We start from the raw sequence: 26935 nt of genomic DNA, 5'->3' as shown, positions 1-26935 counted from the left end.
GAACCTCCAGTACGCCGAGTGGTCAAGCCGGTCGGCTCGGTGCTCTTCCGCCAGGTCGTGAACGCTGGTTGGCGCTTCGGTCGCCGGCGGTGTCCGCATCCGGCCATGCGTACGAACGGCGACCGCCGGCGGGGGAGTGTGAGGTGCGGCTCCGAATCGGCCGACGGGACGTACTGTCAAGGAACGCTTGACAGCAAGGACGTGTTGACGGTGGCGCGGCCGGTCCCGGGCAGGATCGCCGCGCTCGTCCCGCGGGCCGGTGACCGCCCGGCCGACGGCCCATAGACTTGCGGGGCCGGACGGCACGTCCGGGTTTCGACGAGGAGGCAACCGCGTGAGCTTGCAGCAGGCGATGGAGATCTGCCCGGCGGTGGCGATTCTGCGGTCGGCGTCGGCCGCGCGCTACGCCGAGGTCACCGACGTCCTTGTGGAGGCGGGAATCCGGGCGGTGGAGTTCACGTTCACCGCACCCGACGTCGCCGACGCCATCCGTTCCTACGCCGCGCGCAAGCCCGCCGACGTCGCGCTCGGGGCCGGCACGGTCATCACTCCCGCACAGGCCCGCGAGGCGGTGGACGCGGGCGCGACCTACCTCATCTCACCGGCGGTCTGCCTCGACGTCATCGAGGAGGCCAACCGCCTCGGCGTACCCGTCCTGCCCGGTGCGGCCACCCCGACCGAGATCCTCACCGCGTGGCGGGCGGGTGCCGCGATGGTGAAGGTGTTCCCGGCGTCGGCGCTCGGCGGGCCGGCGTACCTCAAGGCGATCCGAGGCCCGCTGCCCGACGTCCCGCTCGTTCCCACCGGCGGCGTGGACGTCGACAACGCGGGCTCCTACCTGCGGGCCGGCGCGGTCGCGGTGGGCGTGGGCAGTCCGCTGGTGGCCGACGCCTGCGAACCCGGTGCGGACCTCGACGCCCTTTCGGGGCGCGCACGCACGCTGGTGGCGAGCGTGGGCGGCACCCGCGACGCGACCCCGGCAGGCCGCGCATGAGCAGTTCGGCCCAAGACCCGAATGGGACCTCGGCCGGGGGTCAGGTCGGGAGGTCTGCCGACAGCTCGGTCGACGTGGTGACACTCGGCGAGACGATGGCGCTGGTCGCCGCCACCACCACCGGTTCGTTCGCGGTCGGCGCCCCGGCCCGGATCTCCTTCGGCGGCGCGGAGACCAACGTCGCCATCGGCCTGAGCCGGCTGGGCCACAACGCCACCTGGATCGGCCGGCTGGGCGCCGACCCGCTCGGCCACCTCGTCAGGGACGCCCTGCGCGGTGAGGGTGTGGACGTCTCCCGCGTGCGGACCGACACCGAGGTGCCCACCGGGCTGATGCTGCGCGAGCACCGCACCGCCGACCGGGTACGCGTGAGCTACTACCGCCGCGGCCTGGCGGGTTCCCGGCTGACCCCCGGCGACGTCGACACCGGCCTGGTGGCCGCGGCCCGGGTCCTGCACGTCTCCGGTATCACCCCGGCACTGTCGGAGTCCGCTCGCGCCGCCGTGCACACCGCGGTCGACGCGGCCCGGGCGGCCGGCGTACCCGTGTCGTTCGACTTCAACTACCGCGCCGCGCTGTGGTCGGTGACCGAGGCCGGTGCCGCGTTCCGCGAGCTCGTGGCCGCCGCGGACATCGTGTTCGCCGGTGACGAGGAGGCGGCCATGGTGGTGCCCGCCGGCTCGGTCGAGGAGGTGGCCAAGGAGCTGGCCGCGCTCGGGCCGGCGCAGGTCGTGCTCAAGCGCGGTGCCGCCGGTGCGTACGCCGTGGTGGACGGGGAGAGCTTCACCGAGCCGGCGCTCGCGGTCAGCCTGATCGACCCGGTCGGCGCGGGCGACGCGTTCGTCGCGGGCTACCTGTCCGCGACGCTGGACGGGCTGGATCCGGCGCAGCGGCTGCGGCGGGGCAACGTCTGCGGAGCCTTCGCGGTGTCGGTCGCCGGTGACTGGGAGGGCCTGCCGCGCCGGTCCGAACTCGCCACCATGGACGCCACCGAGAACGTCGCCCGCTGACGGGTTCGCCTGACCGGCTCGCTCGTCAGCCGCGCGGCAGCGACCGGGCGAGCAGCAGGGCCACGTCGTCGTCGTACCCGCCCGGCGGCCGCAACGCGTCGATCACCTGGTCGCAGAGACCTTCCAGGCTGCTGCCCGAGGCCCTGGCCAGCGCGTCCACCAGCGCGTCGATGCCGGCGTCGACGTCGCGCCGGCGATTCTCGACCAGTCCGTCGGTGTAGAACACGACCGTCGTCTCCTCGGGCAGGGAGACCACGTGCTCGGGTGCGGTCCGCGCCGGTGCCGCCGACGAGGCGCCCACGCCCAGCGGCAGGCCGGCCTCGTGGTCCAGCCGCCGCGCCTTGCCGAACCGGTCGACGGTGAGCAGTGGGAGGTGTCCGGCCGAGGCGTACGTCAGCGTCCCGCGCGCGGCGTCGAAGACCGCGTACGCGCAGGTGACGATCTCGGTGTCGCCCAGGTCGGCGACCACCCCGTCGAGGAGGGCGAGGATCTCCTTGGGCCGCAGATCCTGACGGGCGTAGGCGCGCACAGCGGTGCGTACCTGCCCCATGAACGTCGCCGCCCGCAGCCCGCGGCCCATCACGTCACCGATCACCAGCGCCGTGCGGCGAGGCCCGAGCGGGATCACGTCGTACCAGTCGCCGCCGACCTCGGCCTCCTCCGCGCCCGGGAAGTAGCGGGTCGCCACCTCGAGCTCCTCGGGCGGATGGATCCAGGCGGGCAGCAGGCTGCGCTGCAGAGTGAGTGCGGTACGCCGTTGCCGGCGTTCGCTGTCGGTGAGGTTGCGAGCCAGCCGGCGTTCGGCGTCGAAAAGCCGGGCGTTCTCGATGCTCTGCGCCGCCCGGGTGGCCACCTGTTCGAGCACCGCGAGGTCCTCGCCGGGCGCGAGGTCACGGCCGTACGCGCGGCCGGGCCCGAGCAGGGTCAGGACGCCGATCACCCGGCCACGGGTGACCAGTGGCACCGCGACGAAGCCGGCCCCGCGGGTCGCCTCACGCTCCGCCTCGTGTGCCTGCGGGTCGGCGTACATCTGGGCGAGGGTGTCCGGGTCGGTCGCGGTGAGCACGGCCGGGCGGCCGGTGAACACCGCGCGCAACGCCGGGTGCCCGTCGCGCTGGGAGCCGCCGAGTGCGCGGACCCGCTCGACCAGCGACTGCCGGGCAGGCTCGGCCTCGCGGACGTAGACGCGGTCCAGTCGGCGGCCGTCCCACAGGTCGATGATGCACAGCGTCCCGAACCGCGGCACGACGAGGTCGCCGACCGTCTCCATCGTCATGCCCACGTCGAGGGAGGAGGCGAGCCGGCTGCTGGCGTGCACGACGTAGGCGAGCCGGTCGCGGACGTGTTCGAGCTCGGCGCGCGCGGTCCGCTCGGCGCGGAGCAGGGCGGCCCGTTCGGCGCGGAGCAACGCGGCCCGGTCGTCGTCGCGGACCGTGCCCCCCGTACCCGCCGTACCCGCCGTGCCGGCCGGGCCCGCCGGCCCGTCTGTGCCGGTCGGGTCGCCGGGACTGCCGGGGCCGGACCGGCCGAGCTCGGCGAAGACGGCGAGGACCTCACCGACCGCGCCGTCGCCGTCTTCGCCGCCGCCACCACCGGCGCCGCCGGACAGGGCGCGCGCCCGGACCGCACAGACCACCGCGTGCCCGTCACGGTGCCGCAGCGGGACCGCTCCCTCCCAGGTGCCGTTCACCGCGAGCTTGGCCAGCAGGTCCCGGGCGGTGGAGTGGGAGTGCGGCGCGACCATCGCGGTCAGCACCTCCTGGCCCAGTGCCTGCTCGGCCGGCCAGCCGAGGACGGATTCGGCGGCGGCGTTCCAGAGCGCGATCCGGCCGCGCTCGTCGACCAGGACGATCGCGTTCGCGCTGAGTTCGAGGACGGCGTCGATCAGCTCGCGTTCGAGCGGTCTGGTCACGCCGGGTGCATCTTCCATTGCGGAGCATCATGCCGGTTCGCGGCTCGGTGCGTAGGGTTCATGCCGGATCACGCAAGGTCAGTCTGGTGGAGAAGCCGCGGCGTGGGTCCTTGTCAGCGGGTCTGAGGCGGTGGATCTGTGGGTGGGTCTGGTCAGGCAGTCGGACTGGTCGGTCGGTTCACGTCCGGGTCGAACGCCGGAGGTGAACCGTCGCGATGTCGGATGAGCTCGTCGGCCAGTGCGTTCCGCAGCCGGTCGTAACGAACCCGGGCGGCGGCCATGCGTACGACGTCGTCCGGGTCGGGCACGATCTGCTCCTTCGGCGGGGCCAGGTCGATCCCCAGCGCCAGCGCCGCCGCGCCCCGGGCGCCGACCTCGGGGTCCTCGGCGAGTCGCAACGACCGGTCGAAGGTGCCCGCGAACGCCCGGCACCACCACGGGGAGGCGTGCACGGCACCACCGCCGAGCACGATCTCGAGTTCGGCGCCGAACGACCCCTCGAGGGTGTCCAGCGCACGCGCCGACTCCAGCGCGACACCCTCCAGCGTCCCCGCGAGAAGCTCCTCCGGCGAGGTCTCCAGGGACAGCCCGGCGACCACGCCGGAGCCCGGCGGGATCGTGCCGGGTGGCCGGCTGCCGGCGTGCATCGGCAGGCAGACCAGGCCGCTAGTTCCGGGCGCGCGCGTGGGCTCGGCGTCCGCGCCGAGCCGCAGCAGGCGAACGACCCAGGCGCGCAAAACCCCGCCGCCGGAGAACGCGATTCCGCTCACCAGCCGGTCGGCGTCCACGCGGTAGCGCCACACGGTGGCCGGCGGCGGCGGGACGTCGGGCCCGTGGACCACGCGCAGCGCGGCGGAGGTGCCGACGGTGACGCCGACCGTGCCGGCGTCGGTGCACCCGCTGCCCAGGTTGGACGCGGCGCCGTCGCCGAGCGCCGGTGCCCAGAGGGCGTCGGCCAGCGCCGGCCAGCGGTCGCGCCAGTGGGGCGCCAGCCGGGCGGGGGTGTCGTCGACGGCGGGCAACTCGGCCGGGGTCACCTCCGCCAGGGCCAGCGCCTCGCGGTCCCAGGCCATGGCGAGGACGTCCAGCAGACCGGTGCCGGAGGCCATCGACACCGAGGTCGCGTCGGTGCCGAGGAGTACGCCGCGCAGGTAGTCGGGCAGGCCGAGGAAGCGCAGCGGCCTTCCGCCCAACTGGTCATGGAGCTGCTCCCGCAGGAAGGGCACCTTCGTGGTCCAGTAGAGTGGGTGCACCCACGCGCCGGTGCGTGCGTGGAACGCCTCGGGGTCGGCCGGCAGCCGGTCCGGCCGGGGCCGCGCGCGGGTGTCGAGCCAGCTGAGCACCGCCGAGCATGGCGTTCCGTCCGGCCCCACCGCGAGCACCGAGTGCCACTGGGAGGAGGTGGCCACCAGCTCCACGCCGTCCAGCGAGCCCGCCGTCTGCAGCTCGTCCAGGCAGCTCACCAGGTCGGCGAGGTAGCCGTCCGGGTCCAGTTCGCCGCGCCCGTCCTCGTCCTGGCGCGCGGTGACCGAACGCCGGGCCAGCAGGCCGGGCACCGGCTCGGCGCGTTCGTCGCACACGACGGCCCGTACCGACGACGACCCCAGGTCGAGCGCGAGAAGCCGCCGCGCGGTCATGTCCGGAGCTCTCCCGTCAGTGCGCTCAGGAACGAGCTGGCCCACCGGTCCACGTCGTGCTCCACCAGGTGCCGGCGCATCGAGCGCATGCGGCGGGTGGCGTTGCGCGGGTCCAGGCGGAGCGCGTCGACCAGGGTGGCCTTCAGCCCGTCCACGTCGTAGGGGTTGACAAGGAAAGCTTGCCGGAACTCGTCGGCCGCGCCGGCGAATTCGCTCAACAGGAGGGCACCGGTGTTGTCGTACCGGCAGGCGATGTACTCCTTCGCCACGAGGTTCATGCCGTCGCGCAGCGGCGTCACCACCATCACGTCGGCGGCGCGATACAGCGCGGCCAGCTCCTCCCGATCGTGCGAGGAGTGCAGGTAGGTCACCGCGGGCCGGCCGATCCGACCGTGCGTGCCGTTGACCCGGCCTACGGCCAGTTCGACTTCGTCGCGCAGCAGTTTGTACTGCTCGACGCGCTCCCGGCTCGGCGTGGCGACCTGGATGAACGTCGCCTCGTCGGGCGTCACCACCCCGTCGGTCAGGAGCTCGGCGAACGCGTGGATGCGCTCACCGATGCCCTTCGTGTAGTCGAGCCGGTCGATGCCGAGGAGGACCTTCGACGGGGAGCCGATCTCCTCCCTGATCTCCTCCGCGCGCCGCTGGGTCTCCGGGCGCCGGGCGATCTCCTCAAGCTGGGCCACGTCGATGGAGATCGGGAACGACCGTGCCCGCACCACCCGGCCGTCGGGCAGGAACGTCTGGTCGCGCTGGGTCTGGTAGCCGAGCAGCCGGCGGGTGAGCCGCAGGAAGTTGGACGCGGCGCCGGGACGCTGGAAGCCGACCAGGTCCGCGCCGAGCAGTCCGCGCAGGATCTGCTGGCGCCACGGCAGCCGGGCGAACAACTCCACCGGAGGCAGCGGGATGTGCAGGAAGTAGCCGATCCGCAGGTCCGGGCGCAGGGCGCGGAGCATCTCGGGTACGAGCTGGAGCTGGTAGTCGTGGATCCACACCACTGCGCCGTCGTCCGCGGTCTCCGCCGCCGCCTCGGCGAACCTCCGGTTGACCTTGACGTACGCCTCCCACCACTCGCGGCGGTAGACCGGGGGAGCGATCACGTCGTGGTAGAGCGGCCACAGGGTGGCGTTGGAGAAGCCCTCGTAGTACTCCTCGACCTCCGTGGCCGACAGGGGGACGGGCACGAGGTGCATGCCGGCCTCGTCGAACGGCTCCGGCGCCTCCTCGGTGGAACCGGCCCAGCCGATCCAGGCGCCCTTGTTGGCCTTCATCACCGGATCGAGCGCGGTGACCAGCCCGCCCGGGCTGCGCCGCCACTGCGTGCTGCCGTCGGGGGTGTCCACGCGGTCCACGGGCAGCCGGTTGGCGACGACGACGAACGCCGACCGTCCCGACTTGCCGGAGCCGCCCTTCGAGCCCGCCGCCCGGGTGGAGGTGCGGGAGCCGCCCTTCGACGTCCGGGACTTCGGCGCCCGGGCCGGTGCAGCGGCGGCGGCGTCGGCCGCGGCCGCGTCGGTCGCGGCCTCGCTCGCGGCGTCGGCCGCAGACTCGGAGGCAACGGCCGCCGCGGGGTCGGCGAACCCGTTGGAGGACCCGTTGGAGGTCTCGGACGTGGACTCGGCGGGTGACTCTGTGGGCACCGGGGCAACTCCCTCGATCGGTGGTGCGAACTTCTCCTGTCGACCCTACGGTCGCGACTGTGGGTGGCCGAATTGTCGGGGATGATCCGCCTGTTCCCGACCGTTCGAAACCAGCGAGCTACGCGGAGTCGCGGTCGCCAGGGTCGTCCCGGCCGGCCGGTTCGTCCGACTCGTCGTTGGGGTAGCGGACGCCGACCTGGGCGCGGGCGGCGTCGAGCACCTCCATCACCGCGATACTGTCCGCCCAGGGCACCAGCGGACTCTCCAGCAGCCCGGCGCGCAGGCACCGGGCCACCTCCTCGGCCTCGTAGGTGTAGCCGACGCCGAGCAGGTCGACGGTGACTTCCTCCGGCTCCTTGTCCGGGTGGTGGACGACCAGCCGGTCCGCGGCCTGGAAGTCGGCCGGGATCTCCACCCAGCCCTCGCTACCGCTGACGTACGCGGTGTTCGGGAGCGGGCCGGCCAGCGAACCGGTGAGCGTGGCCACCGCGCCGCCGGCGTACCCGAGCAGGAGTCCCGCGGTCGCGTCCACGCCGGTGGGGGCGAGCATCCCCGTGGCCCGCACCGTGTCGGGGGCGCCGAGCAGGTGGTGCGCGAGGCTCACCGGGTAGATGCCGACGTCCAGCAGGGAGCCGCCGGCCAGGTGGGGCGCGAACAGCCGGTCGTTCGGGTCGTAGTCGGCGAGGAAGCCGAGGGTGGCGTGGACCGACCGCGGTTCGCCCAGCCGGCCGGAGTCGAGCAGTTCGCGAAGGTGCAGGTGAAGCGGGTTGCACCGCATCCACATGGCCTCCATCAGGAACTGCCCGTGCTTGCGGGCCAGGTCGACCAGTTGGCGGGCCTCGGCGGCGTTGACGGTCAGCGCCTTCTCGCACAGGACGGCCTTGCCACTCTCCAGTGCGTGCCGGGTGGTGCCCAGGTGGTCGGAGTGCGGGGTGGCGACGTAGACGACGTCCACTTCCGGGTCCTCGGCCACCTCGGTGTAGGAGCCGTACGCCCGGGGGATGTCCCACTCCTGCGCGAACGCCTTCGCGCGGTCGAGGTTGCGCGAACCGACCGCCACCACCTCGTGGCCGGGCAGCAGGGCCAGCTCGCGGGCGAAGACTCCGGCGATGTTCCCGGTGGCGACGATGCCCCAGCGAAGTCGGGCTTGCATGGCTCCCATTTCCCTCGGTTCCCCTCGGTTCCTCTCGGCTGCCTCGCGGTCGTCCGGCCGGCCCTGGGACCGGCCGGACGGGCGGAGTCGAGGCGCGGCTGGTCTCCGACGCTACTGGTCGGGCGTGGGAGGTAGGTGCCGACGGCTGGCGCGGGTGGCGGCGGCCGTCCGGTACCGGCCTGGTGTGCCGGTGGCGCCGCGGCGGCGTAAGACACCGGTGAAACCTCTATACCGGTTGCATCGCCCCGCGTGTGACCGGCATACTCCGATTGCAGGTGACGCGCACGTAGGCAGGATTTTCGGGCGTACGTCACCGCCGCCGTCCGATTCCACTTCCACGGGAGGCCCTCATGACCGGCTCCACCAACACCGGCACGAACACCGGCTCCATCGGCACCGACGCCGGCCCCGTCGGCACGCTCGGGACGGTCGCGTTCGACTGCCCGGACCCCAGGGCACTCGGCGAGTTCTACGCCCGGGTGCTCGGCGGAAAACTGGAGATCAGCGAGGACGAGGACGACTGGGTGGACCTGCGCCTCGACGACGGCCGACGCCTCAGCTTCCAGCAGGCCGACGACTGGGCGTCGCCGACCTGGCCCGGAGGTGAGCGCCCTCAGCAGGCTCACATCGACGTCGAGGTCCCCGACCTGGACGCGGCCGAGGAGCGGGTGCTCGCGCTGGGCGCCCGGAAGGTCGACCACCAGCCGGGCAGCTCCTGGCGGGTGTTCCTGGACCCGGTGGGGCACCCCTTCTGCCTGTGCGCCTGCTGAGGTGAGGCACGCCGCAGGGTGTGTGCGCGGTCAGCCGATCCGGGCAGGCCGGAACGCCGGCCGCGCCTGCCGCCTCTGCGCGCCGAGGGCCTGTTCGAACGCGTACGCCAGCCGGATCAACGTCGGCTCGCTCCACGCCGTACCCGCGAACGCGAGCCCGACGGGCAGGCCGTCCACCGCGCCGCACGGCACCGTGACCACGGGATAGCCGGAGATCGCCGACGGCGTCGTGCACGCGCCGGGAAGCTGGTCGCCGTTGACCAGGTCGATCTTCCAGGCCGGGGGATAGGCCGGCATCACCAGCGCGTCCAGCCGGCCGGCGCCGAGAGCGGCGTCGATGCCGTGCGTACGCCCGAGCCGGCGGCAGGTGCGCAGCGCCTCGACGTAGACCGGGTCGCAGAGTCCCCGGGTGGCCAGGGCGCTCTCGAAGCGGTCCTGGCCGAAGTGCGTCAGCTCCCGGTCGGCGTGGGCGTCGTTGAACGCGATCAGCTCGGCGAGCGTGCGCGGCCCGTCCGGCCGGCGGGTGGCGAGGTAGCTCTCCAGGTCCGCCCTGAACTCGGTACTCAGCACCGTGAACTCCGCGTCGCTCTCCCGGATCTCGTCGATGCTGGGCAGGTCGGCGTGGTCGACGATCGTGGCGCCGCGGGCGGCCAGCAGCCGGACCGCTTCCTCGGCGAGCGCGTCGGCTGCCGCGCTGTATCCCCACAGCCCGGCGCGCGGCAGCCCGATCCGGGCACCCGCCAGCCCGTCGGGCCGGCAGAACCTCGTGTAGTCGGAGTACGCCACCCGGCCGGACCGCATGGTCGCGGCGTCAGAGGGGTCGGCGCCCGCCAGCACCCCGAGCAGCAGCGCGGCGTCGGCGACCGTGGTGGCGATCGGCCCGGGCGTGTCCTGGCTGTGGGAGATCGGCACCACGCCGGTCCTCGAGACCAGCCCGACCGTGGGCTTGATGCCCACCACCCCGCACAGCGCCGCCGGGCACACGATGGATCCGTCGGTCTCGGTGCCGACCGCGAGCGGTGCGAGGCCGGCCGCCACCGCCGCCGCCGAACCCGACGACGATCCTCCGGCCGAGCGGTCCAGGGCGTGCGGGTTGACGCACAGACCCCCGACGCCGCTCCATCCCGACGTCGAGGAGCCGGACCGGAAGTTGGCCCACTCCGACAGGTTGGCCTTGCCGACGAGGACCGCACCGGCCGCGCGCAGGGCGGTGACCAGGTGGGCGTCGGAAGGGGTGGGTACGTCCGCGAGTGCCAGCGACCCCGCGGTGGTCGGCAGCGCGCCACCGGTGTCCGCGATGTCCGCGGCATCTGCGGTGTCGATGTTGTCCTTCACCAGCACCGGAACCCCGTGCAGCGGGCCGCGGACCTGGCCGCGGGCGCGCTCGGCGTCGCGTTCGGCCGCACGGTCGACCGCGTGTGGGTCGACGGCGAGCACCGACCGCAGGGTGGGGCCGGACCGGTCGATCTCCTCGATCCGGCGCAGCAGCGCGGCGACGTGGTCGGCGGCGGAGGTGGCGCCGGTGGCGTACCGGTGGCGGAGTTCGGCGGCGTCCAGCGCGGCGGCGCAGGCGGTCGACGGCGACGGGTCCCACGAGACGGCGGGGTCGGCCGACGCTGCGGCGGAGCCGGGTGACGGAGCGGCGGCGGGCACCCGGCCATGGTGCACTGCCCGGCGCGATCTCGCTGGTGGACCGCGGCGGAGCCGGCGCTGGTAGGCGGCGCTCGGCAGGTGCTCGGCCAGGTGTTCAGACTGCGTTCGGTGCGCGTTCGGGCCGACTTGTCGGTGCTGTGCTGTACGACAGTGCTCACGAACAAACGCGACAATCGCGTGGCGGCGCTGAATGACATCGTTGTGCTTCGGTCGTACGATGTCAGGCGTCGCTGATCGCCGAGGAGGGATGCCCGGGTATGGACGCTGCAATGGAGCCGGCCCCGAAGATCGCTGCCGGCCTTTCCGACGGATCGCCTACCGAGTCGACCACCGAATCCACCATCGAGTCGACCGACCTCGACTCGCGCGCCACCTCCGGGCTGTGTGAGCGCGACCAGCAGATCATCTCCTTCGAGCGCCAGTGGTGGAAGTACGCCGGCGCCAAGGAGCAGGCCATCCGCGACCAGTTCGGGATGTCGGCCACCCGCTACTACCAGGTGCTCAACGCCCTGATCGACCGTCCCGAGGCGCTCGCGTTCGACCCGTTGCTCGTCAAGCGACTCCGCCGGCTGCGGTCCAGCCGCCAGCGGGCGCGCGCCGCGCGCCGTCTCGGCGTCGACGGGTGACCTCTCCGGACCCCCTGCCGACGCCCACCACACCCGAGGGCGAGGCCGCCCTCCGCGCGATCGTCGAGCATCCTGAGCGGTCGATGCTCGCCTTCGACTTCGACGGCGTGCTGTCACCGATCGTCGATGACCCCGAACGCGCCTTCGCCCACCCGGGAGTGCTGCCCGCGCTGCGCCGCCTCGCCCCGCGGTTCCAGGCGCTCGCGATCGTCACCGGGCGGCCCGCCGAGGTGGTCGTCCGGCTCGGCGGGTTCACCGACGTCTCCGAGCTCGCCGGCCTGCTCGTGGTCGGCCACTACGGCGAGGAACGCTGGGACGCCCGCACCGGAGAGGTCATCGCACCGCCGGTGGCTCCCGGGGTCGAGGAGGTCCGCCGGGCGCTGCCCGACCTGCTCCGCCGCTGGGGTGCGCCTGACGGCACCCGCGTGGAGGACAAGGGCCGGGCGGTCGCGGTCCACGTACGCCAGACCGCAGACCCGGCCGCCGCGGCCGAGTTGCTCACCGACCGGCTCACCGAGCTGGCCCGCGCCCACCACCTGGAAGCCCAGCCCGGCCGGATGGTGCTGGAGCTGAAGCCCGGCGGCATGGACAAGGGCGCCGCGCTGCGCAAGCTGGCCGAGGAGGTGGGCCCGAGCGCCCTCGCCTACACCGGTGACGACCTCGGCGACCTGCCCGCCTACGACACGGTCGAGGAGCTGCGGTCGCGCGGCGTCGCCGGCCTGAAGGTCTGCTCGGGATCGACCGAGGTGACCGCGCTCGCCGACCGGGCCGACCTGGTGCTCGACGGGCCGCCCGGGGTGGCGGCGTTCCTCGACGCCCTCGCCGACCGGATGCCCGCCTGACGCGCGGACGTCACCGCGCGGCAGCAGTCTCCGTCTGTTGTTCGGCCGATTGGTCCGGCGTACCGGCCTTGCGGGCCAGTCGGTCTGCCTCGTCGTCGGTGCTGGCGTACCGCTCGTCGTCGTTGCCTTCGGCGCCCGCGGCCTTCGCAAAGGCGGGCGGGGTCAGCGCGGGCGACGACTCGGGGAGGGGCGCAGGCGCCGGTGCGAACGTCGGTGCGGAGCCGGAGCGGTACCTCGTCCGGCCGCCCTCGTCGCGCGCGTCGACCACGATGATGCCCGCGATCGGCAGTTGCAGCCGGTCAAGGACCTGGATCGCCCGGCGAGCTTCGGCGACACCGGTGGAGCAGGCGCGTACGACCACCACGGCGGCGTCGCATTCCGCGGCCAGGGCGGACAGGCCCGCGCCGACGAGCACCGGCGGGCCGTCGAGGACGAGCACGTCGCTGTGCTCGCGGGTCGAGGTCAGGAAGTCCCGGAAGGCGACGCTGCGCAGCAGCGCGCGGCTGAGCTCAGGGTCGCACTCCGCGGCCGACACGACCCGCAGCGGCCCCTGGGCGGACCGCAGCCGCTCCGGCTTCGACATCAACTGCTGGATGGTGTACTCCCCGCCGCCCGGGAAGTGCTCGCCCACGCTGGGACGCTGCAGGTCCGTCTCCACCAAGGTCACGCGGTAGTACTGCTCGGCGAGCGCGAGCGAGATCAGGGCGCTGACGAACGCCTTGCCGTCGTCCTGGTAGGCGCTGGTGACCAGCAGTCGCCGGTCCGGGATGTCGGTGAGCGGGGCCAGCGCGGCGACCGCGGACCGCACCGGCCGGGCGACCCGCAGGCGGCGCCAGGCGCCGAGCGCTCCCTTGTGGCGCTGCCGGGCCGGTACCCGCGGGAGTGTGCCGAGGATGCCGACCTGCAGTTCACGCTCGATCTGGTCGGTGGACCGCAGAGTGCTGTCCGTTCGCCGGCGTACGACCACGATCACCAGCCCGGCGAGGAGCCCGGCGATCCCGCCCAGCACCAGGTTCCGCGGAAGGTTGGTGGGCACCCTGGTCGAGGAGGTCGCCGCGCGGTCCCAGGGGCTCACCGTCAAGGTCGCCTTGCTCCCGAACATTCCGGCGGTCGCGACCTGGGTGCGCAGCACCGTCGCCGCGGTGTTCACGATCGCCGCGGCCCGTCGGGAGGTCTTCGCGTCGCCGGTGAGGGTGACGACCTGGACGCCGGGTTGGTAGCCCGCGCGCAGGTGCCCCCTCACCGCGCCGACGGGAAGCCCCGTCCGGGCGGCGGTGAGCTGGGCGATCCGGCTCGACTCGGCCATCCGGGCGACGGTGGCCACGGCGCCCTGTGACAGGACGGGGTCGTACACACCCGCGGCCGGGATGCCGTCGGCAGGTGCGGTCCGGCCGGCGTTCGCCGATGCCGACCAGTACGCCGCCACCGTCACCGAGGACTGTGCCACGAAGGTCGGCCTCACCGAGATGGTGAGGGCGAACGCGGCGGCCAGGCCGATGGCGACGGTCGCAACGACGATGCCTGCCGGCCACCCGGCGGCGCGCACCGCCCCACGCCGGTTGAGAGAGCTGCTCACGTCGGTCGCCTTCCAGGTACGCGGCGGCCGGGATAGCCGGACGTGCAGGACTGCCCGTCGACCCCGGCTTGCGCAGCGGGACTTTCCGAAATCGCGCATTCGGTAGGGAATGCTCTCCAGCTGGCATGCTGGACAATCGCCGAATTCCGAACTAGCGGATTTCGGGAGGGGTTCCGGCGTACACCCGAGGGCGGTCACCGCTCAGCCGGCGTGGGTCTCCAGGGCGTGGAGCTGGTCGGCGAGCCAGGCCTGCGGCGGGCACCTGCCTGCCGCCTCCGCCAGCTGCGCCGACCGCGTGCGGCGTTCGGCACCACTCAGCGACAGCGCGGCGTGCATCGCCTCGGCGGTTTCCTCGATGTCGAACGGGTTGATCAGGAACGCCGCGTCACCGAGCTCGACCGCAGCGCCGGCCTCGCGCGACAGCACCAGCGCACAGCCGTTGTCGGAGACGATCGGGATCTCCTTGGCGACCAGGTTCATCCCGTCCCGGATGGGGTTCACCACCGCGACGTGGGCCATGCGGTACGTCGCGAGCGAGCGCGCGTAGTCGTCGTCGACGGTGAGCACGAGGGGGTCCCAGTCCGGGCTGCCGAACTCGTCCACGATCTCCTTGGCGACGCGCTGTACCGAGGCGGAGTACTCGCGGTACTCCGGAATGTCGTGCCGGCTCGGGTAGGCCAGCGCCGCGTGCACCACCCGGCCCTGCCACTCCGGCCGTCGGCGCAGTAGTTCGCGGTACGCCAGCAGTCCCCGCACGATGTTCTTGCTCAGCTCGGCCCGGTCGACCCGGACCAGCAGGAGACGGTCACCGACCTGGGCGCGCAGTCCCGCCATCCGGGCCCACACGTCGGGTGCGTTGGCCCGGGCGCGCATGGCGCCGGCGTCCACGCCGAGCGAGTGCACGCCCACGACGGTGCGCCGGCCGGCGTACTCCACGGTGTCGTGCGCCCAGTCGACCCGCGCGCCGAGCACGGCCTCACAGCACGCCAGGAACGCCCGCGCCCACCGCCGGGTGAGGAAGCCCGCGTGGTCCGCGGCGAGCAGCCCCTCCAGCAGGGCCACCGCCACGTCGTCGGGCAACAGCCGGTAGTAGTCCGGCGGCGCCCACGGGGTGTGGGAGAAGTGACCGATGGCGAGGTCGGGGCGGCGGGCACGGAGCAGTTGTGGCGCCAGGGTGAGGTGGTAGTCCTGGATCAGCACCCGCCCGCCCGGCGCGGCCTCCTCGGCGAGTGCCTGCGCGAACGCGGTGTTGTAGTCCACGTAGGACGCCCACTCCCGGCGGAACCTCCGGTCGAAGAGCGGCGCGTTGGCGGTGTCGAACAGCAGGTGGTGCAGAAACCACAGGGTGGAGTTGGCGATGCCGTTGTACGCACGGGTGAAGGTGAGCGGCTCGATGTCGAGCAGCCGGACCGGAATCGTCCCGGTGTCGTACCCCGCGGCGTCCAATCTGCCCGACGGCGCCGACCTGGCCGCGAGCCGGTCGGCGTCGGACAGCGCGGCCGCGACCCACAGCGCGTCCTCCTGAGGGGGGATCGCGGCGAGCGCCGCCGACAGTCCACCGGAGCCTCCGACGCACTGGAGCCTGCCGGCGTCGTCCTGGCGGAATGACACCGGGCCTCGGTTGGAGGCGAGCAGCACGCTCTTGTTCGGTTCGCTCGCCATGGCGACAGAGCCTAGGCCCTCGACTCGGGCCCATCCGCCGTTCAGGCCAGCCGGGAGCGCTGACCAACCGGTTGCACCGCGCGGTCGCACCGCCGGTTACAAAGCTGTGCGCAGACGGGTCGGCGGCGCGCCACCTGGGCACATCTGCTGCGTGGGATCGCGTGGTGGGCCTTCGAGTGTGCTCGGCCGTTGGCTTTCTGTCGTACGACTGCGGTGGCTGCTGGCCTTCGCCCTTCTGCTCCCGCTCGCGGCGGTGACGGATGCCGTCGCGGCCGACCACCCCGGCAAGCCGGTGATGCGGCAGGCACAGACGGTCGCCGTCGGCCGGACCGGGGAGTACGCGGGTGCCGCCTGGCGGCTGGTGACGTTCACCGCGAGCGCTCCGCGGCATCCGCTGCGGGTGCGGGCGGGTTGGACCGCCGTGTACGTCGCGCTGATGGTCACGCCGCGAGACCGCGCCGCGGGCCGCCGGATCCAGGGCTGCGAGTTCTCCGTCGCCGACCGCAGAGGGCACACCTGGCACCCTGCCGGCGTGCTCTTCACCGACATCCGGCGGCAGGTCAAGGAATCCGCGATCGGCTGCTTCCGGCACACCGGCCGGTTCCTGCGGCATCCGATTCCCGGTGGTGAGACCCAGAACGTCGTGACCGCCTTCCTGGTGCCGAAGGCCTCGGTCCGCGACCTCGCCCTGCGGGTGCTGGTGCCCGATGCGGCGCCGGCCTACCTGCGACTCCTCACCGGAGCGGGTGTAAAGCGCGCTTGACACGACCCGCGACGAGACGACGTTCGTGCACGCGTTGTTCACCGGCCGGCTGCTGCCGAAGGCCCAGGTCGCGCAGATGACCGACACCGGGAAGTTCGGCTACGGCCTGGGGATCTTCCCGGTGCAGGTGCCCTGTGTTCCCGGTGGCGTCGTCTGGGGCCACGACGGCGCGGTCTTCGGCTACAGCGCGGAGTCTTCAGTACGCCGGACGGGGTCCGGCAGGCCGCCGTGGGCGCCAACACCTGGCTGTTCACCGACGACGGTGAGCTGAACCCGCTGCCCGCCCAGGTGGCCGCCGTCGCGCTGTGCGACGGTTCCCGAAGCCCGGCCGCGGTGGCGCCGCTTCGGCGTTCCACGCCGGCCGCGACGGCCGCGGCGGGGGCGTGGCCGGCCCGATGAGCCCGGCTTGTCCTCCATTCGGACAGCTCGTCTCGCATTCTGAACGCTGTCGACGTTCGCCCGGACCTACCCGTTAGGCTCGCCCGCAGGCGGTGACACGACCGACGTCGCCGCTTGCCCCTGGAGGGGCCGCACAGCCGAACCGCCACAACTGAACACCACAACTGAACAAGGAACTCATCCAGAGGGGCAGAGGGACCGGCCCGACGAAGCCCCGGCAACCGGCCGACCGCCGACGAGTGTGTCTCGCGTACATGCAGGCCCACGGCGGCCACGGTGCCAACTCCGGCCCACGACTCCGCGTCCGGGACGACCTCCCGAGCGGACGTACGCGGGAAAGATGAGAGGAGAGGCCTCGCATGACGACGACCTACGCCGACAGCACCACGCCCGGCACCCACACGATCCGCCCCGGCGCCTTCGGGAACGCCACCGAACTGCGATGTCGGGAGTGCGGAGCCAGCAGCCCGCTCGGCGCCCACTACGCGTGCTCGGAGTGCTTCGGCCCGCTCGAGGTGGGCTACGACTTCCCCACGGTGACCCGCGAGCAGATCGCCGCCGGCCCGCACAACATCTGGCGTTACCGCGAACTGCTTCCCGTGCCGGCCGACGTGGCGTCGTTCCCCAACACCGAGCCCGGGCTCACCCGGCTGGTGCGCGCCGACCGGCTCGCCGCCGACCTGGACCTGGCCCGGCTGTGGGTCAAGGACGACTCCGGCAACCCCACCCACTCGTTCAAGGACCGCGTCGTCGCCGTCGCGCTGACCGCGGCCCGTGAGCTGGGCTTCCAGGTGCTGGCCTGCCCGTCCACGGGCAACCTCGCCAACGCCGTGGCCGCGGCCGCCGCCCGCGCCGGGATCCGCAGCGTGGTGCTGGTGCCGCACAACCTCGAGCAGCAGAAGATTGTCACCACCGCGGTGTACGGCGGCACGCTCGTCGCCGTCGAGGGCACCTACGACGACGTCAACCGCCTGGCCAGCGAGATCGCCGGCGAGGAGGAGACCTGGGCGTTCGTCAACGTCAACGTCCGGCCCTACTACGCCGAGGGCTCCAAGACGCTGGGGTACGAGATCGCCGAGCAGCTCGGCTGGCGGCTGCCCGAGCAGATCGTCGTCCCGATCGCGTCCGGCGCCCAGCTGGTGAAGATCGACAAGGGCATCCGCGAGCTGGTCGAGCTCGGGCTGGTGGAGGACACGCCGTACCGCATCTTCGGCGCCCAGGCCACCGGCTGCTCCCCGGTGTCGGCGGCGTTCCACGCCGGCCACGACGTGGTCGCCCCGGTGAAGCCACAGACGCTGGCGAAGTCGCTGGCGATCGGCAACCCCGCGGACGGGCCGTACGTCCTGGACGTGGTGCGGCGCACCGGCGGGACCGTCGAGGACGTCTCCGACGAGGAAGTGGTCGACGGCATCGCCCGGCTGGCCCGCACCGAGGGCATCTTCGGTGAGACCGCCGGCGGGGTGACCGTGGCCACGCTGGCGAAGCTGGTGCGCACCGGCAAGCTCGACCCGGCCGCCGAGACCGTGATCATCAACTCCGGCGACGGGCTGAAGACCCTGGACGCCATCGCCGGCAGGGTCGGCCCGAAGGCCACCATCCGCCCGACGTACGAAGCATTCACGGAGGCTGGTCTCGCATGAGCGTGAAGGTTCGGATCCCCACCATCCTGCGCACCTACACCGGCGGCTCGTCGGAGGTGAAGGCCGACGGCGACACCCTGGCCGAGGTGCTGGAGTCGCTGGACGCGAACTACCCCGGCATCCGCGCGCGTGTGCTCGACGACGCAGGCAAGCTGCGCAGGTTCGTCAACGTCTATGTCGGCGAGGAGGACGTGCGCTTCGCCGGCGGCCTGGACACCCCGACCCCGGAGGGTACGCAGGTCTCGGTGATCCCCGCCGTCGCCGGCGGTGCCCGCTGAGCTCACCGGCGGCGACGGGCGGCGTCACCGCGCCGGCGCCCGCGATTCCGGACGCGGCGTTCGTGCTGCACGAGCGCACCGACGGCCCGCGTCAAGCGCGCCTTGACGCGGGTCCGACCACCAGGTTCACCACCGCCGAGGTGGAGGTCGGGCTGGTCCAGGGGCCGAACGGTCTCGACGTCACGGTGGCCTGCCCGGACGCCGGCCTGTCCTGGGTGGTGCTGCGCTGGCGGCGCCGCGTGGCCACGTCCGCGCTGGTCCTCGGCGACGCCTGGGAACGCTCCTACGGTGACCTCGCCTGGAGGCACCACCAGCCCGAGCGGCTGCTGCCGTGGTCGTGGCTCGCGCACGACCCGGTGTCCGCGACGACCACGGGCATGGGCGTTCGCGTACGCCCGAACGCCTTCTGCGCCTGGACCGTCGACGAGGACGGCTGCTCGTTGTGGCTCGACGTCCGCAACGGCGGCGGCCCGGTCTCGCTGGGGGATCGGGTGCTGTCCGCGGCCACGGTGGTCGAGGTCGCCGGCGACGCGAACGCCTCGCCCTACGCCGTCCAGCGCGGGTTGACAGCGGCGATGTGCGCCGACCCGCTGCCGGTGGCCGAGCCAGTGGTCGGCGCCAACAACTGGTACTACGCCTACGGCCGCGACTTCGGCCCCGCCCAGATCCTGCGCGACGCCGAGACGATCGTGTCGTACGCCGACGGCCATCCGGTGCGGCCGTTCTGTGTCGTCGACGCCGGCTGGAGCCCCGGTGGCGTCTGCCCGGGTGGCCCCTGGACCGCCGGTGTCCCCGGCCTCTTCGACGACATGCCGGGCTTCGCCGCCGACATCGCGGCGCGGGGTGCCCGGCCGGGGATCTGGATGCGCCCCGCCGCGCTGTCCACCGTGACCGACCCGCCGCGGCTGCGGCCGGGCCCGCGCCCGGCACGCGAGCAGCCGCTCGACCTCACCCTGCCGGACAACCTGCGCACGATCGGCGAGGACGTGGCCCGGCTGGTCGGCTGGGGCTTCGAGCTGGTCAAGCACGACTTCTCGACCTTCGACGCGTTCGGCCGGTTCGGCCCGGCGATGGGTGCGGGGCTGACCGACCCCGGATGGCACTTCGCCGACCGCGGGCGTACGAACGCCGAGATCCTGCTGCGGCTGTACGAGACGATCCGCGAGGGTGCCGGCAGTGCGGTGGTGATCGGCTGCAACACCGTCGGGCACCTGGCCGCCGGCCTGGTGGAGGTGCAGCGGATCGGTGACGACACCTCCGGCCGGGACTGGGAACGCACCCGCCGGATGGGCGTCAACACGCTCGCGTACCGGCTCGCCCAGCACGGTGCGTTCTTCGCCGCCGACGCCGACTGCGTGCCGTGCACGCCGGTGACGCCGTGGGAGAAGAACCGCCAGTTCCTCGACCTGGTAGCCCGCTCGGGGACGGCGTTGTTCGTCTCGGTGGACCCTGCCTCCCGTACGCCGAAGGTGGACGCCGACCTGCGCGCGGCCGTCCGGCTGGCCCTGGACGGCGGGCAGCCCGGCGGGCTCGAGCCACTGGACTGGTTGTGGTCGACGGTTCCGCGCCGGTGGCGCTCCGGCGACGAGGAACTGACCTACGACTGGGCGGAATCCTTCGGGGCGTCTCCGCTGGCCAGCTGACGTTTTGTCCTGCATAGCGGGATGGTAGTTACGCGCTGTGGCCGATGTAGTAGACCGTTGACGTTCCGTGATTCTGAGTGGGGTGACGGGGCCGAACCTGGCCCAAACGAGATCGTTCAGACATCTCCACACCGGACACGTTTTTGGTTATGGTCGGCCGTGGTCGCCATGATCGTGCGTAACGGCTCGACCGCCAACGGTGGGAATGCGCGCTGATCGATCGCAACACCTCCCCTCGCGGGACGGGTGCGGTGAGTACGACCCGGGCCCGCGCCGGGCGGGTCTGACACCCGAACGGGTCTGAGGAGAGGGCATGACGCAGGGAACCGTGAAGTGGTTCAACTCGGAAAAGGGCTACGGCTTCATTGCGGTGGACGACGGTAACGACGTCTTCGTCCACTGGTCGAAGATCCAGATGGACGGATACAAGTCCCTCGCCGACGGCCAGGCCGTCGAGTTCGAGGTCGTCCGTGGCCCGAAGGGGCTTGAAGCGCACGAGGTGCGCCCGGTCTGAGCCAGACCACGGAAGGCGACGCCGGGGCCCGGGCGGGAGGATCCGTCCGGGCCCCGGCGTGTCCGCGGCAACCCGTGTGCGGCAACCCGTGTGCGGCAACCCGTGTGCGGCAACAACCTGTGTGCGGCAACAACCTGTGTGCGGCAACAACCTGTGTGCGGCAACCCGTCTGCGGCAACCCGTCTGCGGCAACACGTGTGCGAGGGTGTGTCCGTCGGTGAAGGATCGATGGGCACGCTGCGAGGGCCGGGGTCTCGGCTTGTCCGGCCTCCCCGCCCTCGGCTTGCACTCTCCCAGGGCGAGTGCTAAACACGTGTTAGCACTCGAAGGTCGCGAGTGACAATCCACTTGGTTTGGTTCGACGAGGTTCCCGGCCTGGCCGGGAAGCGTCCGTCGCGGGCGTCGACCCGAACCCACGACCATCCACCCACCTGGGGGAGGATCCAGCTAGATGCCCAAGATCATCTCGTTCAACGAGGACGCGCGCCGCGGTCTCGAGCGGGGAATGAACACCCTCGCCGACGCCGTCAAGGTGACTCTCGGCCCCAAGGGCCGCAACGTCGTCCTGGAGAAGAAGTGGGGCGCGCCGACGATCACCAACGACGGCGTCTCCATCGCGAAGGAGATCGAGCTCGAGGACCCGTGGGAGAAGATCGGGGCCGAGCTCGTCAAGGAAGTTGCCAAGAAGACCGACGATGTGGCCGGTGACGGCACCACGACCGCGACCGTGCTCGCCCAGGCGCTGGTCCGCGAGGGTCTGCGCAACGTCGCCGCCGGGGCCAACCCGATGGGCCTCAAGCGTGGCATCGAGGCCGCCGTCGACCGGGTGACCGAGCAGCTCGCCCAGGCCGCCAAGGACGTCGAGACCAAGGAGCAGATCGCCTCTGTGGCGGCCGTCTCCGCCGGTGGCGACGCGAGCGTCGGCGAGATCATCGCCGAGGCGATGGACAAGGTCGGCAAGGAAGGCGTCATCACCGTCGAGGAGAGCAACACCTTCGGGCTCGAGCTCGAGCTCACCGAGGGTATGCGCTTCGACAAGGGCTACATCTCGCCGTACTTCTGGACCGACGCCGAGCGCATGGAGGCCGTCCTCGACGACCCCTACGTTCTCGTCTACAACGGCAAGATCTCCGCGGTGAAGGACATGCTCCCTCTGCTGGAGAAGGTCATGCAGTCCGGCAAGCCGCTGGCGATCATCGCCGAGGACGTCGAGGGCGAGGCCCTGGCCACGCTCGTCGTCAACAAGGTCCGCGGCACCTTCAAGTCGGTTGCCGTCAAGGCTCCCGGCTTCGGTGACCGCCGCAAGGCCATGCTCGGCGACATCGCCATCCTCACCGGTGGCCAGGTCATCTCCGAGGAGGTCGGCCTGAAGCTGGAGAACGCCGGTCTCGACCTGCTCGGCCGCGCCCGCAAGGTCGTCGTCACCAAGGACGAGACGACGATCGTCGAGGGTGCCGGTGACCCCGAGCAGATCTCCGGCCGGGTCAACCAGATCCGCGCCGAGATCGAGCGCAGCGACTCCGACTACGACCGCGAGAAGCTGCAGGAGCGGCTGGCCAAGCTGGCCGGCGGCGTTGCGGTGATCAAGGTCGGCGCCGCCACCGAGGTGGAGCTGAAGGAGCGCAAGCACCGCATCGAGGACGCCGTTCGCGCGGCGAAGGCCTCGGTCGAGGAGGGCATCGTCGCCGGTGGCGGCGTGGCGCTCGTCCAGGCCGGCAAGAAGGCCTTCGACAAGCTCGACCTCGAAGGTGACGAGGCCACCGGCGCCAACATCGTCAAGGTGGCGCTCGAGGCTCCGCTGAAGCAGATCGCGGTCAACGCCGGCCTCGAGGGCGGCGTTGTCGCCGAGAAGGTCCGCGGACTCCCCGACGGCCACGGCCTCAACGCCGCGACCGGCGAGTACGTCGACCTGCTCGCGGCAGGCGTTCCCGACCCGGCCAAGGTCGTGCGCTCGGCGCTGCAGAACGCCTCGTCCATCGCCGGCCTGTTCCTCACCACCGAGGCGGTCGTCGCGGACAAGCCGGAGAAGGAGAAGGCCCCGGCGGGCGGCGGCATGCCCGACGGTGGAGGCATGGACTTCTGAGTTCGCTCGAAGCCCGGTAACTCCCGCATCACAGCGGCAGGGCGGTCCTGGAACACTCCAGGGCCGCCCTTCTGCATGTCGGCGAGGCGCCCACGGCAAGATCGGGGCATGGCCACCACGACTCCTGCCGACCACCTCGACCGAGCGCGGGCCCTGCTCGCCGCCCATCCGCTGGTCGACGGGCACAACGACCTGCCGATCGCGATGCGGCACGCCAGCGCGTACGACTTCGACAAGGTGGACATCGCCGTCGACCAGCCCAGCCTGCAGACCGACATCCCGCGGCTGCGGCAGGGTCACGTCGGCGCGCAGTTCTGGTCGGTCTACGTGCCGAGCCGGCTGCAGGGCGACCACGCGGTCTCGGCGACGCTGGAGCAGGTCGACGCCGTGCACGCGATGGTCAGCCGGTACGCCGACACGTTCGGGTTGGCGACCACGGCCGACGAGGTGGAGCAGGTTTTCGCCTCCGGCCGGATCGCGTCCCTGATGGGTATGGAAGGCGGCCACTCCATCGACTGTTCGCTGGCCACGCTCCGCGCGATGCACGCGCTCGGCGTGCGGTACATGACGCTCACTCACAACGACAACGTTCCGTGGGCGGACTCCGCGACCGACGAGCCGGCTGTCGGCGGGCTGTCGAAGTTCGGGCTGGAAGTCGTCGCCGAGATGAACCGGCTGGGCATGCTCGTCGACCTGTCCCACGTCTCCGCCGACACCATGCGGGCAGCTCTGGCGAGCAGCGAGGCGCCGGTGATCTTCTCCCACTCCTCGGCCCGGGCGGTGTGTGACGTGGCGCGGAACGTCCCCGACGACGTGCTCGCCCTGCTTCCGGCGAACGGCGGCGTGTGCATGGTGACGTTCGTGCCGGAGTTCGTCTCACCCGCGTGCGCGCTCTGGCGGGTGGAGGCGTCGGAGGCGGCGCGGGCACAGGGCATTAGCCCGACCGACCTCAGTGCGTTCTTCGAGTTCAGTCGGCAGTGGCGCAAGGAGCACCCGAAGCCGGACGCCGCGCTCTCCGACGTGGTGGCGCATGTGGAGCACGTACGCGAGGTGGCAGGTATCGACCACATCGGGCTCGGCGGCGACTACGACGGCACCGACACGTTCCCGGTGGGGCTCGGCGACGTGTCGGGCTACCCGCTGCTCTTCGCGGCGCTGCTGGAACGCGGCTGGTCCGAACAGGACCTCGCCAAGCTGGCCGGCGCGAACGCGATCCGGGCGCTCAGGGACGCCGAGGCCGTCTCCCGCGATCTGCGTACGCGCCGCGGTCCGTCCATCGCCACCATCGAGTCCCTCGACGGCCCCCCCGCGGCATCGTCGCGTCTTCGCAACGGGAACTCAGTAGATGTCAACAGCTAGTTGACAGGAATAGCCCTTGCTGCGGTTGGCGGTGCCGGCATCAACAAGGTGCGGCGGCGGTCATCTGGTCACGGACCAATCCACGGGCGTTGCGTCTTACTACCTACAAGAACGCCGCCAGGAGGACAGAGATCGCGCCCCGTCACGTCCTCCGCTGCTCTCGATCCTCCGGGTCGCGGGTGACGTAGGCCTCCACGTCCATGTCCTCCCACGGAATCCACTCGTTGCTGTCGGGGTCGAGGATCAGCCGAACCCCCGCCGGGAGGTCTGCTGCCCACCTAAGCACGGCGTCCTTGTCGGCAGCCTCGTAGGCCTTCATCCCTCCAGTCGACCCGGCGTGCCACTCACCTCGCCACATGTCCGGGCGGGTACCGGTGCGGCGGAGGAGGGTGACCGCGCGGCCTTCCTTCTGGGCGAGGGTCCTCATCCACGTGTTCGTCTGGACGTTGCGTTTCGCTGTAGCCCACCACAGGTCGTGCAGCGTGGACTTCACGTCCAGCAACGCGTAGGCGATCGCCTCGTCGGCACGCCCGGCGGCCAGAGCATCCCGAGCCTTAGCTTCGTCGTTACTCATGGCGCCTCCAATCACGCACTGTGTCAGTCCGAAAGCAGTCTGCCCCCGCGCTGGTGGATGCGGGGGCAGAACGCACACAATGACGGGTTCGCGGCCGCTGGCGTCTCGACCGCGACCGGGACGCCGGTCTCGGTGTCGAGTGGTTGCGCACTCGCGGCGGGGACGGAAAGGCCGAGCGTCGCGAAGGTGATCGCTAGGGTGGCCGGTAGCCATCTCTTCATGCTGGTTTCCCCTGTCGGGTCTGGTGTGGGAGTGGTGGTCAGGAGGGGTCCCCGGTGGCCGCCGAGGACCCCTCCACTATCGGGTTGCCCGGCGCGAGATCAGGCGTCGTGCCCGAGGCCGGACTGCTGTCCGGTCACCTGGTCACGCTTGATGCCGGTCGAGCCGAACAGCGACTCGTCGGCGCTGCTCGATCCGTTGCCAGGGTTGGTGATTGTTGCCTGCATGGCGCTACCTCTTTTCTTGGTGTCTTCTCATGACGTGGCCACCGCCGCCGCACCTGCGAGAGGTGCGGCGCCTCCGCGGTGGCCACTCTTCGTCGGCCCCGCCCTGGATGGACGGGGACCTGCAACCCGGACGTCGACGGGGCACGGATGCCCAACCGGCGTACGGGAATCCGAGGGGGTTCAGAGCGCGACGCGATGCTCGGTGACCCACGCGGTCGCGAACCGCACGACAGCGGCGTAGTCGCCGGCGTCGGCGCTCCAGGCGCAGCCGGGAACCCATGTCCACCGGTTGTCGCGGAGCCACAGGCACATGTGCAGCCGCTCGTCGGCGGGCTCGATCACCCGCACGCACCACGCGGACTTCCGGTCGTCCCAGACGACCGCCGCGGCTAGCCCGCTACGAGTGAACAGCTCGGCGAGTTCGTACGCCCGCTGTCTGGCTGTGATGGCCACGAGCGGTGCCTTCCCCGCGACGAGCGTTTCACTGCACCCGCTCCGCGTTTCGACCATGCGGCCACTCCCCGTCGTGTGAGTTCGCATCACGCCGCGCGCCGTCACCGCGCCGTCCGAGGGAACGAGAACCGGCGGGTGTCAGCTCGCCGTCATGATGACGATTTGCCGAATGATGCACACCTTGGCAGGCTTCGGCCAGGTCTGCAAGTACGCTTTGCACGTTGTTCGGCACTGTCCGTCACGCCTGACAGGAGCTAGGGTCATGCCCCAGGGGCGAATCATTCGGGTGCAAGGGGTGCCAGTGATCAGCAGTCCGTACGTATGTCGGCTGCGTCTTTCCGAGGAGCTGATCGCTCATCGGCAACGGGCGAAGATGACCCACGCGCAACTCGCGAAGGCGACCGGGCTGTCCCAGGCGAAGCTGTCCAAGCTGGAGAACGGCCATCTGCGCCCGCAGATCGACGAGATTCTCGACATCGCCGAAGCGCTGAACATCCAGGGAGACGCCTGGACCTTGTTCGTGGACACCGCGCGCGGCGCCGCCGAGCGCGGCTGGTGGGAGGCGCACAGCAGCCGGATGGGCCACCGGCAGGCGCGCTACGCCGACCTCGAGCAGGGGGCTTCGCAGATCCGCGACTACGCCATGGCGCTGGTTCCCGGTCTGCTCCAGACCGAGGCGTACGCACGCAGCATCGCCGAGGTCGACGACCTGACGTTCGTCGAACCGACCATCACCAGACAGGGAGTCGTACGCGGTCGGGCTGACCGGCAGCGGATGTTGCGGCGGCGCCGGCCGACGTACCAGGTGATCCTCGACGAGCTCATCGTCCGCCGCCCCGCGGTGCCGAAGGACGTGCTCGCCGAACAGCTCCGCCACCTTGCCGAGCAGCCCATGCACGCCGACATCCGGGTGCTCCCCGTGGACGCCCAGATCAAGGGTCCTGCCGTACCCAAGAGCGCGTTCGGGCTCTACACGTACCCCGAGCCGTTCTCCAAGACCTTGGTGACGGTCGACAACCTCGCGTTCGACACCGTGCTCACCGGCGAGGAGGAGGTACGCCTTCACGCGACCCTGTGGAAGCGCCTCCTGGAGGCCGCACTCCCGGCACAGGACAGCGTGACTCTGCTCCGGAAGGCCGCCGGGGAGCTGACCGGGCGGCAACCTCGCAAAGCTTCGGCCTCACCGGATGTCGCCCAGGTTGTGACGCCCGCGGCGCCCTCCTCGCTTTAGTACGTACGAAAGCCGAAGGCCCTCCCCGCTCGGCGTGGAGGGCCTCCGGCTTCGACTGCCGGGAGATCGGAGAACCT

At 71.9% G+C, this 26935-nt stretch carries 24 protein-coding genes and 1 riboswitch; of the genes, 14 read left to right on the top strand and 10 right to left on the bottom strand.

All coding sequences use genetic code 11. From position 1 onward, the window contains the following. Window positions 1–334 precede the first annotated feature (334 nt). Together ABZV93_RS11545 and ABZV93_RS11540 are read left to right on the top strand one after the other, a co-directional pair. Window positions 335–994, top strand: a complete 660-nt coding sequence (locus ABZV93_RS11545) for a bifunctional 4-hydroxy-2-oxoglutarate aldolase/2-dehydro-3-deoxy-phosphogluconate aldolase (RefSeq protein ID WP_354933626.1) — start codon at window positions 335–337, stop codon at window positions 992–994. Between the two features lie 77 nt (window positions 995–1071). Continuing rightward, window positions 1072–2004 carry a sugar kinase gene (locus tag ABZV93_RS11540; protein WP_354933624.1) on the top strand — a complete coding sequence of 311 codons (933 nt, stop codon included), beginning with the start codon at window positions 1072–1074 and terminating at the stop codon, window positions 2002–2004. A 25-nt stretch (window positions 2005–2029) separates the two neighbouring features. Here ABZV93_RS11540 and ABZV93_RS11535 read toward each other — a convergent pair whose 3' ends face one another. From ABZV93_RS11535 to ABZV93_RS11520, 4 genes are all read right to left on the bottom strand, one after another. Next, window positions 2030–3916 (bottom strand): SpoIIE family protein phosphatase, encoded by a 1887-nt coding sequence (locus ABZV93_RS11535; protein WP_354933622.1) that lies wholly within the window; start codon window positions 3914–3916, stop codon window positions 2030–2032. 152 nt (window positions 3917–4068) lie between these two features. Continuing rightward, entirely contained in the window at window positions 4069–5553 is a 1485-nt protein-coding gene (locus tag ABZV93_RS11530) for an FGGY family carbohydrate kinase (protein WP_354933620.1), read from the bottom strand. Then, on the bottom strand, window positions 5550–7193 hold the full coding sequence (locus ABZV93_RS11525; protein WP_354933618.1) for a trehalose-6-phosphate synthase: 1644 nt from the start codon (window positions 7191–7193) through the stop codon (window positions 5550–5552). Before ABZV93_RS11525 ends, ABZV93_RS11530 begins: the two co-directional genes overlap by 4 nt. A 118-nt stretch (window positions 7194–7311) precedes the next feature. After that, entirely contained in the window at window positions 7312–8346 is a 1035-nt protein-coding gene (locus tag ABZV93_RS11520; RefSeq protein ID WP_354933616.1) for a Gfo/Idh/MocA family oxidoreductase, read from the bottom strand. Window positions 8347–8696: 350 nt separating this feature from the next. Between ABZV93_RS11520 and ABZV93_RS11515 the strand changes: the two genes are divergently transcribed. Then, window positions 8697–9116, top strand: a complete 420-nt coding sequence (locus ABZV93_RS11515; protein ID WP_354933614.1) for a VOC family protein — start codon at window positions 8697–8699, stop codon at window positions 9114–9116. Window positions 9117–9146: 30 nt separating this feature from the next. Here ABZV93_RS11515 and ABZV93_RS11510 read toward each other — a convergent pair whose 3' ends face one another. Next, on the bottom strand, window positions 9147–10769 hold the full coding sequence (locus ABZV93_RS11510; protein WP_354933612.1) for an amidase: 1623 nt from the start codon (window positions 10767–10769) through the stop codon (window positions 9147–9149). A 257-nt stretch (window positions 10770–11026) separates the two neighbouring features. Here ABZV93_RS11510 and ABZV93_RS11505 point away from each other — a divergent pair, with 257 nt between their 5' ends. Continuing rightward, a complete protein-coding gene (locus ABZV93_RS11505; protein WP_354933610.1) occupies window positions 11027–11395 on the top strand; it encodes a DUF3263 domain-containing protein in 369 nt (122 codons plus the stop codon). Next, window positions 11392–12237 carry a trehalose-phosphatase gene (gene otsB, locus ABZV93_RS11500; RefSeq protein WP_354933608.1) on the top strand — a complete coding sequence of 282 codons (846 nt, stop codon included), beginning with the start codon at window positions 11392–11394 and terminating at the stop codon, window positions 12235–12237. The genes ABZV93_RS11505 and otsB overlap by 4 nt, the downstream gene beginning before the upstream one ends. 10 nt (window positions 12238–12247) lie before the next feature. Here otsB and ABZV93_RS11495 read toward each other — a convergent pair whose 3' ends face one another. Both ABZV93_RS11495 and ABZV93_RS11490 read right to left on the bottom strand, forming a co-directional pair. After that, on the bottom strand, window positions 12248–13813 hold the full coding sequence (locus ABZV93_RS11495) for a P-loop NTPase (RefSeq protein WP_354933606.1): 1566 nt from the start codon (window positions 13811–13813) through the stop codon (window positions 12248–12250). 201 nt (window positions 13814–14014) lie between these two features. Further along, entirely contained in the window at window positions 14015–15475 is a 1461-nt protein-coding gene (locus ABZV93_RS11490) for a trehalose-6-phosphate synthase (RefSeq protein WP_354933604.1), read from the bottom strand. Between the two features lie 151 nt (window positions 15476–15626). Between ABZV93_RS11490 and ABZV93_RS11485 the strand changes: the two genes are divergently transcribed. From ABZV93_RS11485 to ABZV93_RS11450, 8 genes are all read left to right on the top strand, one after another. Further along, a complete protein-coding gene (locus tag ABZV93_RS11485; RefSeq protein ID WP_354933602.1) occupies window positions 15627–16238 on the top strand; it encodes a hypothetical protein in 612 nt (203 codons plus the stop codon). A 25-nt stretch (window positions 16239–16263) separates the two neighbouring features. Then, window positions 16264–16509 (top strand): hypothetical protein, encoded by a 246-nt coding sequence (locus tag ABZV93_RS11480; protein WP_354933600.1) that lies wholly within the window; start codon window positions 16264–16266, stop codon window positions 16507–16509. A 302-nt stretch (window positions 16510–16811) separates the two neighbouring features. After that, window positions 16812–16984, top strand: a riboswitch (SAM riboswitch). Window positions 16985–16996: 12 nt separating this feature from the next. Further along, on the top strand, window positions 16997–18277 hold the full coding sequence (gene thrC / locus ABZV93_RS11475) for a threonine synthase (RefSeq protein WP_354933598.1): 1281 nt from the start codon (window positions 16997–16999) through the stop codon (window positions 18275–18277). After that, window positions 18274–18555, top strand: coding sequence for a MoaD/ThiS family protein (locus tag ABZV93_RS11470; protein WP_179786277.1), 282 nt, complete (start codon window positions 18274–18276; stop codon window positions 18553–18555). Before thrC ends, ABZV93_RS11470 begins: the two co-directional genes overlap by 4 nt. A gap of 62 nt (window positions 18556–18617) precedes the next feature. Beyond that, on the top strand, window positions 18618–20198 hold the full coding sequence (locus ABZV93_RS11465) for a hypothetical protein (RefSeq protein ID WP_354933597.1): 1581 nt from the start codon (window positions 18618–18620) through the stop codon (window positions 20196–20198). Between the two features lie 313 nt (window positions 20199–20511). After that, a complete protein-coding gene (locus tag ABZV93_RS11460; RefSeq protein WP_092649937.1) occupies window positions 20512–20712 on the top strand; it encodes a cold-shock protein in 201 nt (66 codons plus the stop codon). 451 nt (window positions 20713–21163) lie between these two features. Further along, window positions 21164–22795 (top strand): chaperonin GroEL, encoded by a 1632-nt coding sequence (gene groL, locus ABZV93_RS11455; RefSeq protein ID WP_092649935.1) that lies wholly within the window; start codon window positions 21164–21166, stop codon window positions 22793–22795. Window positions 22796–22903: 108 nt separating this feature from the next. After that, window positions 22904–24154 carry a dipeptidase gene (locus ABZV93_RS11450; RefSeq protein ID WP_354933594.1) on the top strand — a complete coding sequence of 417 codons (1251 nt, stop codon included), beginning with the start codon at window positions 22904–22906 and terminating at the stop codon, window positions 24152–24154. Between the two features lie 142 nt (window positions 24155–24296). Here the strand turns inward: ABZV93_RS11450 and ABZV93_RS11445 are convergent, their stop codons facing one another. The 3 genes from ABZV93_RS11445 to ABZV93_RS11435 form a co-directional block, all read right to left on the bottom strand. After that, window positions 24297–24728 (bottom strand): hypothetical protein, encoded by a 432-nt coding sequence (locus ABZV93_RS11445; protein WP_354933592.1) that lies wholly within the window; start codon window positions 24726–24728, stop codon window positions 24297–24299. A gap of 320 nt (window positions 24729–25048) precedes the next feature. Continuing rightward, complete coding sequence (locus ABZV93_RS11440) at window positions 25049–25174, bottom strand: hypothetical protein (protein ID WP_354933590.1); 126 nt, start codon at window positions 25172–25174, stop codon at window positions 25049–25051. A 180-nt stretch (window positions 25175–25354) separates the two neighbouring features. Next, a complete protein-coding gene (locus ABZV93_RS11435) occupies window positions 25355–25684 on the bottom strand; it encodes a hypothetical protein (RefSeq protein WP_354933588.1) in 330 nt (109 codons plus the stop codon). 244 nt (window positions 25685–25928) lie between these two features. On the opposite strand from ABZV93_RS11435, the gene ABZV93_RS11430 reads away from it, so the two are divergent. Then, window positions 25929–26858, top strand: a complete 930-nt coding sequence (locus tag ABZV93_RS11430) for a helix-turn-helix transcriptional regulator (RefSeq protein WP_354933586.1) — start codon at window positions 25929–25931, stop codon at window positions 26856–26858. Window positions 26859–26935: the final 77 nt, after the last annotated feature.

This window comes from Actinopolymorpha sp. NPDC004070 (genome assembly GCF_040610475.1).
Lineage (GTDB): Bacteria > Actinomycetota > Actinomycetes > Propionibacteriales > Actinopolymorphaceae > Actinopolymorpha.
This window is presented reverse-complemented; position numbering and strand designations above follow the sequence as displayed.